13 protein-coding genes and 1 pseudogene are annotated in these 12870 nt (G+C 64.1%); 3 read left to right on the top strand and 11 right to left on the bottom strand.

All coding sequences use genetic code 11. From position 1 onward, the window contains the following. Positions 1-888, top strand: a complete 888-nt coding sequence (locus tag B0O95_RS11595) for a glycosyltransferase family 2 protein (RefSeq protein ID WP_104078026.1) — start codon at positions 1-3, stop codon at positions 886-888. 16 nt (positions 889-904) lie between these two features. Here the strand turns inward: B0O95_RS11595 and B0O95_RS11590 are convergent, their stop codons facing one another. The 9 genes from B0O95_RS11590 to B0O95_RS17210 form a co-directional block, all read right to left on the bottom strand. Further along, positions 905-1855 (bottom strand): glycosyltransferase, encoded by a 951-nt coding sequence (locus B0O95_RS11590; protein ID WP_104078025.1) that lies wholly within the window; start codon positions 1853-1855, stop codon positions 905-907. After that, the gene (locus tag B0O95_RS11585) at positions 1845-2960 is read right to left on the bottom strand and encodes a glycosyltransferase family 9 protein (protein WP_304611015.1); all 1116 of its coding nucleotides are present in this window, start codon (positions 2958-2960) and stop codon (positions 1845-1847) included. The genes B0O95_RS11590 and B0O95_RS11585 overlap by 11 nt, the downstream gene beginning before the upstream one ends. Continuing rightward, on the bottom strand, positions 2957-3964 hold the full coding sequence (locus B0O95_RS11580) for a glycosyltransferase family 2 protein (RefSeq protein ID WP_104078024.1): 1008 nt from the start codon (positions 3962-3964) through the stop codon (positions 2957-2959). The genes B0O95_RS11585 and B0O95_RS11580 overlap by 4 nt, the downstream gene beginning before the upstream one ends. Further along, positions 3961-5715: a carbamoyltransferase family protein gene (locus tag B0O95_RS11575; RefSeq protein ID WP_104078023.1), complete on the bottom strand. Its 1755-nt coding sequence runs from the start codon at positions 5713-5715 to the stop codon at positions 3961-3963. The genes B0O95_RS11580 and B0O95_RS11575 overlap by 4 nt, the downstream gene beginning before the upstream one ends. 2 nt (positions 5716-5717) lie before the next feature. Continuing rightward, positions 5718-6908 carry a glycosyltransferase family 9 protein gene (locus B0O95_RS11570; RefSeq protein ID WP_104078022.1) on the bottom strand — a complete coding sequence of 397 codons (1191 nt, stop codon included), beginning with the start codon at positions 6906-6908 and terminating at the stop codon, positions 5718-5720. After that, complete coding sequence (locus B0O95_RS11565) at positions 6905-7525, bottom strand: D-glycero-alpha-D-manno-heptose-1,7-bisphosphate 7-phosphatase (RefSeq protein WP_104078021.1); 621 nt, start codon at positions 7523-7525, stop codon at positions 6905-6907. Before B0O95_RS11565 ends, B0O95_RS11570 begins: the two co-directional genes overlap by 4 nt. After that, positions 7516-8265, bottom strand: a complete 750-nt coding sequence (locus tag B0O95_RS11560) for an SDR family oxidoreductase (RefSeq protein ID WP_104078020.1) — start codon at positions 8263-8265, stop codon at positions 7516-7518. The genes B0O95_RS11565 and B0O95_RS11560 overlap by 10 nt, the downstream gene beginning before the upstream one ends. A gap of 227 nt (positions 8266-8492) precedes the next feature. Continuing rightward, positions 8493-9020, bottom strand: coding sequence for a hypothetical protein (locus B0O95_RS11555; protein WP_104078019.1), 528 nt, complete (start codon positions 9018-9020; stop codon positions 8493-8495). A gap of 69 nt (positions 9021-9089) precedes the next feature. Further along, the gene (locus tag B0O95_RS17210; protein ID WP_199180498.1) at positions 9090-9377 is read right to left on the bottom strand and encodes a hypothetical protein; all 288 of its coding nucleotides are present in this window, start codon (positions 9375-9377) and stop codon (positions 9090-9092) included. Positions 9378-9672: 295 nt separating this feature from the next. Between B0O95_RS17210 and B0O95_RS11540 the strand changes: the two genes are divergently transcribed. Continuing rightward, positions 9673-9933 (top strand): hypothetical protein, encoded by a 261-nt coding sequence (locus tag B0O95_RS11540; protein ID WP_104078018.1) that lies wholly within the window; start codon positions 9673-9675, stop codon positions 9931-9933. A 61-nt stretch (positions 9934-9994) separates the two neighbouring features. Continuing rightward, positions 9995-10237, top strand: a pseudogene (locus B0O95_RS11535) (zinc-dependent alcohol dehydrogenase); the annotation flags it as partial. Positions 10238-10384: 147 nt separating this feature from the next. Here the strand turns inward: B0O95_RS11535 and B0O95_RS11530 are convergent. After that, the gene (locus tag B0O95_RS11530) at positions 10385-11038 is read right to left on the bottom strand and encodes a GNAT family N-acetyltransferase (RefSeq protein WP_104078017.1); all 654 of its coding nucleotides are present in this window, start codon (positions 11036-11038) and stop codon (positions 10385-10387) included. 3 nt (positions 11039-11041) lie between these two features. Continuing rightward, positions 11042-12859 carry a glutamine--fructose-6-phosphate transaminase (isomerizing) gene (gene glmS, locus B0O95_RS11525; RefSeq protein WP_104078016.1) on the bottom strand — a complete coding sequence of 606 codons (1818 nt, stop codon included), beginning with the start codon at positions 12857-12859 and terminating at the stop codon, positions 11042-11044. Positions 12860-12870: the final 11 nt, after the last annotated feature.

Raw genomic sequence — 12870 nt, 5'->3', positions numbered from 1 at the left:
ATGAACAGCCTGCACCACGAGGATCGCATCACGGTCATCGTGCTCACGCACCGGCGCCGCGACGAGTTGGCTCGGACGTTGACCCACCTGACTGCGCTGCCCGAGCGCGTGCCAATCATTGTAGTCGATAACGATTCGGGTGACGGCACCGCGCAAGAGGTCACGCGGCGCTTCGCGCATGTCACGCTGATCCAGGCGCCGAGCAATCTTGGCGCCGCTGGCCGTAATCTCGGCGCGACCGCCGCGCGTACCCACTACATTGCCTTTTGTGACGATGACACGTGGTGGGAGCCCGGCTCGCTATCACTGGCCGCCGATCTGCTGGACGCCTATCCACAAGTCGGTTCCCTGACCGCTCGCGTGCTGGTCGGCCCGCAGCGTCGCGAGGATCCAGTCTGCGAGCTGATGCGCACCAGTCCGATTGCGCCCCCTTGCGCCCTTCCCGGCCCACCGATCCTAGGTCTGCTTGCGGGGGCTACCGCTTTTCGCACCGACGCGTTCTTGGCGGCCGGCGGATACCATCCACGCTTATTCATTGGCGGTGAAGAAGCGGTGTTGGCGCTCGATTTGGCCAGTGCCGGATGGTCGCTCGTGTACGCCCCGCAATTAACCGTGTGCCACTATCCGTCGCCGGTCCGCGACGCGGGCCGGCGACGCAGTCTGCTGGCGCGTAACGCCGTATGGGCCGCGTGGCTGCGTCTTCCGGCCGGCGCCGCATTACAGCGCACACTGCAATTGGCGCCGCGCGTATGGCAGGAGGGGGGCGGTGTAACGGGCTGGTGGCAGGCGCTGCGCGGGCTCGGATGGGTGCTCAGCGAGCGCCGTGTGATCCCGCCGCACGTCGATCAGATGCGTCGCTGCGTCGAGGTGGCCGAAGCCGGCGGATAGCGACTGGTCATCCGCCTCACGCGGCGACGTCGCGCAACGCGCGATCCCAGTCGGCGGCAAAGCGTGCGATGTTGAACCGTTCCTGCGCATCGTGCCGTGCGGCGTCACCCCACTGGCGGGCCAGCGCCGAGTCTTTGAGCAAGCGGTGCATCGTGTCGACCAGTACGGCGGGCCGCGTATCGGCCATGCCGTTGTGGCCACTGCGCACAACCTGCGCCATCTCGGTCGTTGCCAGCGCAACGATTGGCGAGCCGAGCATCATCGCTTCGACCACTGCCAGGCCCAGGCTCGTATAGCGGATCGGGTTGAAGAAGAAACGATAATCCGCAACGAAGCCAGGCAATGCTAAGTTCGGGATTTCGCCGATGCCCCCTAGTTCGGTGGACCCCATCCCGACCAGATCCAATGGCACTGCGTCGCGTACCGCTTCGAATATATCTGCGCCCAGGCGTCGGCCGCGCTTGCGCAGATGATTGACGACCGTCACGCCCTTGGCCAGCGTGCCGCGATACGCGATACCGTCCGGCAGCAGCACACCGTGCTCGATCACGCGCGTGGGTGTTACGCCGTTGTCCCACATCAGCGCATTGAACGGCGTGACGTGCACCAACAGAACATTGGAATCCTGAACCGGATGCAATGTATCGGTCGGATGCTCCCGCGGTGGGTCGTGTTCGACAAAAAGTGCTGGCAATTGCCGCTGTGCTTCGCTGAGTGCGTGTTGCCGGTCTTCGGCATAGTGCTTGTGGTGCTGGTACAGCACGCAGTCGAACGAAGCCGCGCGCACCTGATCGTACGGCACCTCGTGCATATTGGAGCCCCACGGCAGGTTTCCTGCGCAGCCGCCATAGCCGGGCGGCGAGCCAGGTTTAGTCACGACATAGAAATCGTGCGGCGTCTGCGACAAATAATAGAGGTAGTTTCCGTGAACGTGCCAGGTGAGCACTCGCAAACGTTTATGCGGCATCGTAAGCCTCCGATTCGAGCATCTGCTCGAGTTGATGCGTGACATCCCGTACGTCGATCGCTGTCGCGCATGCGTGCTGGTACGGACAGACGTCGAACATGCACGGCCTGCATGTCGGATAGTTAGCCAATACACGATGGCGTTCCCGATCCAGCGGCGCCCATCGGGCGACATCGCTGCCGCAGGCGACCACCACACTGGGCGTGCGCAACGCCGCCGCAATATGGGACACCCCGGTGTCATTGCATACGAGCATCTTGCTTCGTCCGATCAAGGCGGCCATTACGCCGAGTGACGTACGCCCACACAAATTGACACACGGCACATCGAGCCGGCGGGTCAATTCGTCGGCAAGCGTTGCCTCGGATGCCGTACCGGTCACGACGATGCGTATGCCGCGTCGCGACAGCCAGTTGGCCACCGACGCAAACCGCTGTGCCGGCCATCGCCGCGATGGCATGCGTGCTCCGGGATGAAAGACCGCGAACTGTTGTGGCGGCAATTCGTGCTGCTCGCAAAGCGCACGGCATGCCGCATGGTCGAGCCGAGTAAGCGGAAACTCCAGGTGCTCGCCCCAATCACCATAGTCCAGTGCCTGCATGAACCGCGTATAGCGGGTGATCTCAGGGACCGACTCGGGCCATGGGATCGTCTTGTCGAGCGGGTGCGCCGTGCCACCCGCTGCCCCGCCGCCGGGCACCGGCATGAATCCGGCCGTCTGGGCCGCGCCGAGCTGTGCGACGATACGGTTGGTATGCGTGCCGCTACCATGCAACTGAATCGCCAGGTCGAAACGCCGGGCACGGCATTGCTCGAAGAACGCCGCAAGGCGCGCCGCATCGGCCGGCTGTTCAGCCAATCCGGGTGCGCCCGGAAACGGCAGAAAGTCATCGATGTACCCGGCAAAGCGCTGCGCGAATTGCTCTGCCCACGGCAAGCCGATTAGCGTGATCCTGGCATGGGGCTCGCCGTGCCGCAGCGCACGCAGCGCGGGCACGGCACACAGCATGTCACCCAGCTGCAACGCGCGAAATACCGCTATGTTCGCGTGTCCGGCAGGCTCGCGCGTTGCCTTGCCGGTCTGTTTCACTGTATCGGGTGTCATAGGAAAAGCACCTTAAAGTGAAGCGCGCCACGCAGCCGCCAATACAGCGATACAGGCGGAATCGCAATCGACGTGACGATCATTTCGGCAATATGGGAGGCAGCGCGTGAGGTGCCACGCAACCGCCGCCAGCAAAACCAGGTGGTCACCGCTGCCCAGACGACCAGCGCTACGCTGCCCGCAACGCGTTGACCGGCGCCAAGCAATACCGCGGCCGAGAACAACGCCGCCACGGCGATGTAGTAATGCCAGGGTGGCACCCGACGGATGTGCTGGCGATACACGCGTCGATGCTTCTTGTAGAGCAACGCATCGAAGAACACTTTGGACTGCTGGCCGATGCTCACGCCCCAATGGGCCGCGCGCACCGGATGTAGGACCCGGGCCTGCGGTGCGTCGATGATGGGCCCGACTTGCTCGCGCAACACGAACATGAGGTCAGCGTCCTCGCGCCAAGCGCGAGTGAAGCGCTCGTCGAAGCCGCCGACCCGCACGAGCGCGTCGCGGCGCACGAAGCAGTTCGCCGTCGCGAATTCGGCATGCGCCAAGCCGCTGGCGTCGCGCTCGTAATCGGTTGGCGCATCGCCAAGCGGCACTTCGATGCGTCCCGCAACCGCGCAAGCCATCGGATTGCGCGCCAGCGCATCACACCCTTCTCGCAGCCACATCGGATCGGCAATCGTATCGTCGTCGGTAAACGCAATGATCGCTCCTTGCGCGCTGCACCAGCCCGCGTTACGCGCGCCCGCCGGGCCGCGGGTGCGCCAGGCCGGAATGTAGCGCACGCGTGGCTTCCCGCTGCTGCGTTGCGCGAACGCGTGGACCACGTCTTTCGCGCTGTGACGCGCGCGGTCATCATCGACCACGAGTATCTCGAAGGTGCTCGGATCGAACACCTGTGCGCACAGCGCGTCCAAGCACCGTGCCAGCAGATCGGGACGTCGATAGGTTGGCACGACCACTGACGCAATGATCGGCGATGCTGTGTCCGGGGCAGGGGTCATCGGCGTTTCTCCAACAGAAACGGGCCGATCACTAGCGCGTCGAGCGGCGAGGTCCAGAAGCACTCTAGCGCATCGCGTGGCGAGCACACGATCGGCTTGCCGCGCGTATTGAACGACGTGTTCACCAGCACCGGCACACCAGTCAACCGGTCAAACGCCGTCAGCAGCCTGTGATAGAGCGGGTGCTGGTCTGTGTTCACTGTTTGTACCCGCGCCGTGCCATCGACGTGGCGTACCGCCGCAATGGCCTCTTCCCGGCCGGGCGCCACGTCGCACACGAACAGCATGAATGGGGCGCGCAGCCGACCTGGCTTACGTGCGGTAAACCATTCATGCGCTTTTTCCTCCAGTACGGCGGGCGCCACCGGACGGAAGTCCTCTCGATCCTTGATGCGGTTCAGGCGCTGCTGCATGCCGGGGTCGATCGGCGAAGCCAGGATTGAGCGAGCGCCCAGCGCACGCGGACCAAATTCCATGCGTCCCTGGAACCATCCGATGATCCGGTTGTCGGCCAGCAACGCGGCGGTCTCGGCCGCCACATCGTCCAGCCGTCGGTAGGGCAGTTGCGCCTCATCCAGCAAGGCCTGGATGGTCGCCTCGTCGTACGCCGGACCGAGGTACGCGTGGTCCATCGCTTTGCCGCCGCGCACGCCGCGCTGCTGGAAATCCGTCCACAGCGCCGCGCCCAATGCCGTGCCGGCATCGCCCGCGGCGGGCTGGACCCATACGTCGTCGAAGTACCCGCTGTCGCGGACCTTGGCGTTCATGACGCAATTGAGCGCCACACCGCCTGCCATCACAAGCTGCTTTTCGCCCGTAGTGTGCGCGAGCCACTGCACCATGTGCAGCACGACTTCTTCTAGCATTGCCTGCAGCGAATGAGCGATGTCATAATGCCGCTGCTCGAGCGGGCCGCCGCGCTCGCGAGCTGGCCCAAACAGCGAGATGAGGTCAATACTCTCGACTTCGTAGTCGCCATTGTCGACATAGCGCACGAGGCGGCGCATCGCGTCCATGTAGGCCGGTTTGCCGAACGACGCGAGCGCCATCACCTTATACTCGTCCGACGAGTGCAGGAAGCCGAGATAGCGCGTCACTCGTTCGTAAAGCAATCCCAACGAATTGGGCAGATTGACCTGTTTGATGCGTCGATACTGGTGTCCATCGAACACGCCGTAGCTGGTGGTGGCTTTTTCGCCCCGGCCATCCATTGTCAGCACTGCGCAGCGCTGGAACGGTGCAGCCAGGAACGCACTCGCCTCGTGCGACAAATGGTGTTCGACAAAATGCCATTCGAAGGGTCCATTCGGCATCACGCCGCGCCAGCGCTTCTGCAAATGGTGCGGCACCCCGTCGGCTAGTTGCCGCGGCGCGTTGACAACGTAGGATAGGAACAGCGGATCCCACGGCGATACGTGTCCACTTGCCTTGCGATGGGCGGACGGGGACAAAGGCAACGTGAACATCGGCTCTTGTTGCCCGTGATCGATTTGCAGCCAAGGGTCATAGGAATACGCGACGTGGTGCACGTCGCGCAATACGATGCCCGCTTCCGACAGACAATAGTCGATCGCGTGATACGGCAATTCCCACGTCGAGAACGGCACCGGCCGCTTGCCATGCTTAATGTGCGTGAAGCGCTCCTCCTCGGCGGCGGCGACTACCACGCCGTCGCGCACCAGGCACGCGGCGCTGTCGTGGAATGCGGCATTGATCCCCAGGGTATAAAGTGGAGTACGGGTGTCTGGCATGGTCAGGCCCTCGCTATCGCGGTTGCGATTGGAATTACGTTGGCAGGGGACGGGCTGCCCAGCTGCCAACGACGTGTGGCCCAGCGCTCAGCGTGGGCAGCATCGTGTCCGTCCAGCAAGCTGCGCGCAGCCGCGACGACCTCGTCGACCCCCACGCCGGTCAGGCACGGGTGTCCCGGTTCGCTGCACTCGCTGCGGTAGCAGTATTTGCACGGAACGTCGGCAGACAATACGCGGTGCGGCACGCGCCATGGCGTATGTTGCGGGTTGGTTAACGCATAGAGATCGACGACTGGCGTGCCGACGGCGGCAGCAAGATGCGCCGGTCCACTGTTGTTGGTGATCAACACATCCGCTGCACCGACCAACGCGCCCATCTCGCCCAGCGACAACCGGCCGGCCAGCGGCACCGCGCGCTTGCCGGCACGTGCGCATACCGCGTCGACTAACTCGGATTCTGCCGCGCTGCCGGTCACTGCAACCGCGTCGAACTGCGGTGCGAGTTGCGCAGCCACTTCGCCGAAGCGCTCCGCAGGCCACCGTCGCGACGGCGCGCTGGCCCCGGGGTGAACCACCAGCCAACGTCCGAGGCCGGGCTGCACGAACGGCGCGCCTTGCCGGCGCAGGGTGGCCTGCAGCCGACGCTGCAATGACCGTTGATCTTGTTCGCTGCAGGCAAATTCCATTTGCCAATTGGTTGTCGTCGCACCGATCGAGTGGACCAGTTCGAGTTGCCGGACCACTTCGTGGCGAACGCGCTGGTGCGGCTCGGTTTCCACGACGCGGTCGGTTAACAAGCGGTAAGGATTCTCGCGGCAGTGCGCCAGGCGCAGCGGGATACCCGCCAGCCAGCACATCATCGCAGCCGGCAACGGGCTCTGGCTGTAGACCGTGAAGATGACCGCGGCATCGAACCGGCCGGCCGCCAGCCGCTCAATCATCGCGAAGTCCGGCGCTGCGTTCGACGACGCGTTCGGGTGCTTGACCCACGGCGCATCGTATCCCCACACCTGATCGACCATGGGCAGGTGCCTATCCAGCGCGGTGCCAACGCTGGAGGTGAGCAGCGTCAGATGGCGATGGCTGTCATCGCCCTTCAGCGCGCGCAGTGCAGGCGTGGTCATCAGCACGTCGCCCATGTTGTCGAGCCGGACACACAGGATGCGCCGCGCGTTGTTCCAGCCTGTGCTCATGTTGCCGCCTCCTGTCCGATTCTCTCGGCGGGCGTGCCGTTGCACTGTGCGGCGATGATGCGGGCCGCGGCGTCGAGCTGCTCGACCACGAAGTCCGGCTCACGCTGTGGGTCGTACCGCCATTCGGTTTCGTTGCCGCAATCGACCAGGATCGTGCGACAACCTGCGCCACGACCTGCTTCGATATCGTCGAGGATGTCCCCGACCATCCAGCTGTACTGCGGCGTGACGCCCAGAAACGCGAGGGCCTGCGTCAGCAACGCCGATCGCGGCTTACGGCAATCGCATTCGATTGCATAGTGCGCTACCGCCCCCTTCGGATGGTGCGGGCAATAGAAGAACCCCGCGAGTACTGCACCGTGCTCGCGAAACAGCGCGCAAAGCCGCTCACGCACGGTGCACAGCGCTACCTCGGGAAAACAGCCAAGCGCTACACCGGGCTGGTTCGACACCACCGCGAGTGGCATGCCCAGTGCGCCAAGCCGGCGCAGTGCTTGTGCGGCGCCCGGCGCCAGCACCATGCGCGCCGGGTCAACGTTGTAGGGCACATTCTTCAGCAGTGTGCCGTCCTTGTCCAACAGCACCGCGCCGCGGCCGGCTCCGCGCGTCACGGCCATGACGTCTCCTTCGTCGGCAGCACCATGACTTCAGGAATCACCGTGCCGGGCGGCTGCGTCAACACGAACCGTACGGCCGCGGCCACGTTTTGGGGTGGCTGCAGTGTATCGACGTCGATATCGGGGAATCGGTCCAGCAAGAACGGCGTACGCATGCCGCCGGCCACAATGGCCGACACGCGGACCCCGGCTGAGCGCAACTCCGCATGCATCGCATGCGAGAAGCCCAGCAGCCCCCACTTGGTCGCGTGGTACGCGGAGGCGTTCGGCCATGCGCGCTTTGAAGCGGTCGATGCGATGTTGACGATATGGCCGTCGCCGCGTGACTTCATCATCGGCACGACCGCCCGGCATATCAGATAGGGGCCGAACAGGTTCGTCATCAGCACGCGCTGCCACGCGGCGACGTCAACGTCCTCGATCGCGGCCGTCACATCAATCGCTGCGTTGTTCACGACCACATCGAGCTCGCCCACCGACTCGCGTATCGCGTGCATCGCCTGTTGCACCGACGCCTCGTCGCTGACGTCGATCCGCTGCCACACGACCTTGACGCCGTGCTGGCCCAACTCGGCCGCCGTGGCACGCGCCTGGTCCTCGTGAAGGTCGGCCACGACGATGTTCATGCCCGCGCGTGCCAGCTCCTCGCATATCGCTGCGCCGAGGCCACGGGCGCCTCCGGTAATCAACGCTGTCTTGCCGGCAAGGACCGGGTTGGATAGGTCTGCAGTGTGTGCCACTTTCGCTCCTTCAGTGAGTCAGACGGTTGTCGAGACAAACGTTCTGGCTCCTGTTGAGCGAACGGCGTGCCCGCCCCGCCCCGATGCGCCCGCAGACGATCAAGCTCATGCAGCCGCCATTCTGGCCAGGCCACTGCCCCGATCCGCTACCCATTTTTATAACGGCACTGGCAAAAAACGCTCAGGTGTGGTGTGACGGGGTGCGTGGCGCGGGCCCGCAGTGGTGATCACAGCGCCAGCGTGCCCGCCGCCGCTTCAGCGCGATGCCGCGCGATAGCGCGCATGCAATGCGCGACACATCCGGCCAGCGCCTCGTCAAACCACGGTTGGGCCCCCGAGACGCCCACCACGATGCCGTGTTGAGCCACGCTGCCCCACAGGTTTGTATCACCGCGGCGCAAGCGGTGCGGTTGACTGGACTGAACAAGCTGGCTATCCATGCCGTGCTCCCACGACAGCCGCGCTTTGGCCCGCGCATACGCGCGGTAGTCGGCGTCCCACTGCGCCGGATCCGGCATCGAATGCTCATACAGGATCGCATCCTCGAAGCACGCGTCGCCAGGATCGAGTGCCGGATCCATCACGACGATATGCAGGCACCCGCTTTGGCCGACGACTGTGTTGTGCAGCGCCGCCGACAGCGTCGGCAGCAACATCTCAATCGCGGCGCTGGCCGCGCTGCGGTCGGCATACAGGCTACCGGTGCGGCGCGGGGCGGATAGGTTCCCTGACGTGCTGGGGGGCGTCAAGCTCATAAGTCTCTCCTAAGTAAGTGGCTAATGCCCTGAGTACGGCAATTAAATCGACCGCCTTGACCGGCTTGGTCAGATAGCCGCGACAACCGACTTCGACGGCACGCGCCCGTTCATACTCGCTTGAGTAGCCGGACAGCGCGTCGCGCGCCTCCTGGTGATCATCATGCGGCGCTGCATTCGCATGCGGCGCCGCGTGAACATCACCGTATAACTCGCGTAGACGGCAAATGACGTGCGCGCGGTATAGTCGGCCACGGTCTGCGTGACTTGCATAAACGTCATGTCGTGCACCTCGCCCAACGCAGTAACGATACGGCGGCCAGCACTCGCATCCTGTGGCGCCAGATGGCATGCCATAGGTCGGCGGTGATCCGGGTGCGCAACCCGCCAACGCGGGCCGTACCTGCAAAAGCGGACGAAGTCATGGAAGCCGGTTCGGTTTGGCGCGTGACGGCGCCATCGCAAGTTCCGTACCGCTGACGGCCGTGACTGCCAGTGGGTTGAGAATTCAGGCCGTGGCGCAACGGCGGCGCCGGTGTCTGGTAATTACGGCAGACTGTTGCAATTTGTGCGATATGCCTCGATCGACGTACCGAGCCAATACGACGACGTGCGCAAACGCTATCGGCAGGTTTGGCGGTAGACTATTCGCATGGACGAATGCCGTTACTGCGGAAAAATCCGCGACGAATGGAATTGCTACGGCCAACAATGCCGACGAGCCATTGTTAAGGCGCTGCGCCGGCAGCGCGCCGGCCTGCCGATGCGACTTGATACGATCCGCAACGAAATCCCGGCCGGTGCGACGACGCAACAAGTCATCACGGTGTTGTCCCGGCAGCGACTGCGGGCGCGGCGCGGCAACGAAGCGCGGCGCGAGCGCAAGGAGATTGACGAGCCATCACAGGGGTGACGCGCCGCGGGCGCCGCGACGCCGGCTTAGGCCGCCAATACTAACGGAATGTCTTTTAAGGATCGGCGGCGTGCACGGCATGCTAGTCACCGCCGTATCGCGCAGTGCGTTCGCCAAGGCGCTCGGCATGGTGCAACGCGGTGGCACCGTATCGCTCAATGGTCTGCCGCCGGCCGACTTCTTCGCGGCGCAGGGGTGGGTGCGCGCGCACATTCACCATGACCGGTTGAAAAATATTAATTCGGTGTTTGGGAAGCTGCGCGAAGGCCAGGTTGACAGGCGTATTGTGCTGACACTCGACTGACGGCGCTCAATTGAGCGAACGGCTTTGACGGCTGCCGCGTTGCCGCGTTGACCATGGTTCGCTTTGACCGTGCGTTTGCCGCCTCGACCACAGCCCGCTTTGACCGTGCGACTGCTGCGTCGATCACAGCCCACATCGAGCTGGGCGTCAACGCGGCAGCGCGCCGCCGGATGCGGGCTGGATGGCAGAGATCGCCGGGGCGGCGTCGCATGGCGCACGCCGGAAGTGCTGGTAATACTGATCCTCGGCGACGATCCTGAACCCTTGGCGCAGATAGAACCGCGCGGCGCGCTCGTTGAGTTTAAAAGTCTGCAGCTTGACCGCGCGGCCCTCACGATGGGCTGCGTCACATATGCGGTGCAGTAGGGCCGCGCCAATCCCCCGGCTCTGGAATGCCGGATCCACCAGCAGCAGGGCGACCTCCACCCCGCCGTCTTCGCACACCTGCGTGGACAACACCCCCGCCGCTCGCGACACACCGTCGACCACGATGGCCTGGCACCGCACAACCGGGTAGCTCACTCGGAAAGCCGCCCGGCGGAAATCGTCCTCCCAACCCAGCGTTTGCCTGAAGTAGCCGCTCAGAGAATCCCGGTACAGGTGAAAGAAGTATCTGTAGTCCTCACGAGTCGCTGCACGCAGCGCGACCGGCGGTATTGTCGGACCCTGGCCCGGGTCTTCGATTAGCGCATTCATCGTCTTGCCTATTTGGTTTTCTTTGGTCTCCTGCCCGACCCAAATGGCGCACGATGTGGCCCGCGTCGGAATATGGATCCGGTGAGCGCCCGCAGGATGCCGCACGAGTCACTCCACCGTCACCGACTTGGCCAGATTTCGCGGCTTGTCCACGTCGGTGCCGCGCGCGCAGGCCGTGTGATACGCGAGCAATTGCAACGGCACCACATGCAGGATCGGCGACAGCAGCCCATAATGCTCGGGCATCCGGATCACATGCAGGCCTTCGTCGTTGACGATTCGCGTATCCGCGTCAGCAAACACATACAGCTGGCCACCCCGTGCGCGGACTTCCTGGATATTGGACTTCAGTTTTTCCAGCAGGATATCGTTCGGTGCGACGGTGACCACCGGCATCGCTTCGGTCACCAGCGCGAGCGGCCCATGCTTGAGTTCGCCGGCCGGATACGCCTCAGCGTGGATATACGAGATTTCCTTCAGCTTCAACGCGCCTTCAAGTGCAATCGGATAATGCATGCCCCTGCCAAGGAACAGCGCGTTTTCCTTGCGCGAAAATTCCTCTGCCCACGCGATGATCTGCGGCTCGAGCGCGAGCACGCTGTTGAGCGCCGCCGGCAGGTGCCGCAACTGCTTCAGGTACTGCGCCTGAAGACTCGCGTCGACATGACCGCGCAGCCGTCCCAGCGTCACCGCGAGCACGAACAGGGCAACGAGCTGCGTTGTAAATGCCTTGGTCGACGCCACGCCGATTTCGGTGCCCGCGTGCGTCAGCAAGCGCAGCGCGGTGAGTCGCACCATCGCGCTGCTCGCCACGTTGCAAATCGCCAGCGTATGCGAGTGTCCGAGCGCCTGCGCATGCTTGAGCGCGGCGAGCGTGTCCGCCGTCTCGCCGGACTGGGAGATCACCACGACGAGTGACCGGGAGTTCGGCACGGAGTCACGATAGCGATACTCGCTTGCGATCTCGACTTGCGTGGGGATTTTCGCGATCGATTCGAGCCAGTACTTCGCTGTCAAGCCGGAGTAGTAGCTGGTGCCGCACGCAAGGATCAGCAGGCTGTCGATCCCGTTGAACACGTCGCCGGCGCCAGCACCGAACAGCTCGGGATCGAATGCGTCGGTCTGCGCAATCGTGTCGGAGATCGCCCGCGGCTGCTCAAAGATCTCTTTTTGCATGAAGTGCCGGTACGGCCCAAGCTCCACCGCGCCACCATACGCGTTGACGGTGCGCACCTCCCGCTGCACGAGGCCGCCGTCGCGGTCCGCGATCCGCACGCCGTCCAGCGCCAATTCAACCACGTCGCCTTCCTCGAGGAAAATGAAGCGGTCGGTGCTGCCCGCCAGCGCGAGCGCATCCGAGGCCAGGAAATTCTCCTGTTGGCCCAGCCCGACCACCAGCGGCGAGCCGGCGCGCGCGCCGCATACCCGATGCGGCTGATCTTTCGAGAACACTGCGATCGCGTAGGCGCCATGTAGCTGCTTCACCGCCTCGCGCACGGCGGCAAACAAGTCACCGCGATAAAGGCTGTAGATTAGGTGGGCGATGACCTCAGTGTCGGTCTGCGTCACGAACTCGTAACCGTTCGCGCGCAGGCCTTCACGCAGGGTTTCATAGTTTTCGATGATGCCGTTGTGAACCAGTGCAATCGTGTCGTGCGAGAAGATCGGATGCGCATTGTGCGTGACTGGCGCCCCGTGCGTCGCCCAGCGCGTATGCGCGATGCCAGTTTCCCCCGCCAGTTGCGTGTCGCGGATCTGCTGGTCGAGGTCCGCCACGCGCGATACGCTGCGGGCGCGCCGGGCGGCGCCCTCGACGATAGCAGCTACACCACATGAGTCGTAGCCGCGGTATTCGAGACGTCGCAACCCTTCGACGAGGACCGGGACGATGTTACGTTGCGCTACCGCGCCGACAATGCCGCACATGATGTTTATCC

Source organism: Mycetohabitans endofungorum (assembly GCF_002927045.1).
GTDB classification, from domain to species: Bacteria; Pseudomonadota; Gammaproteobacteria; order Burkholderiales; family Burkholderiaceae; genus Mycetohabitans; species Mycetohabitans endofungorum.
Note: the sequence above shows the minus strand (reverse complement) of the source record. Positions and strands in the feature narration are given on the sequence as shown.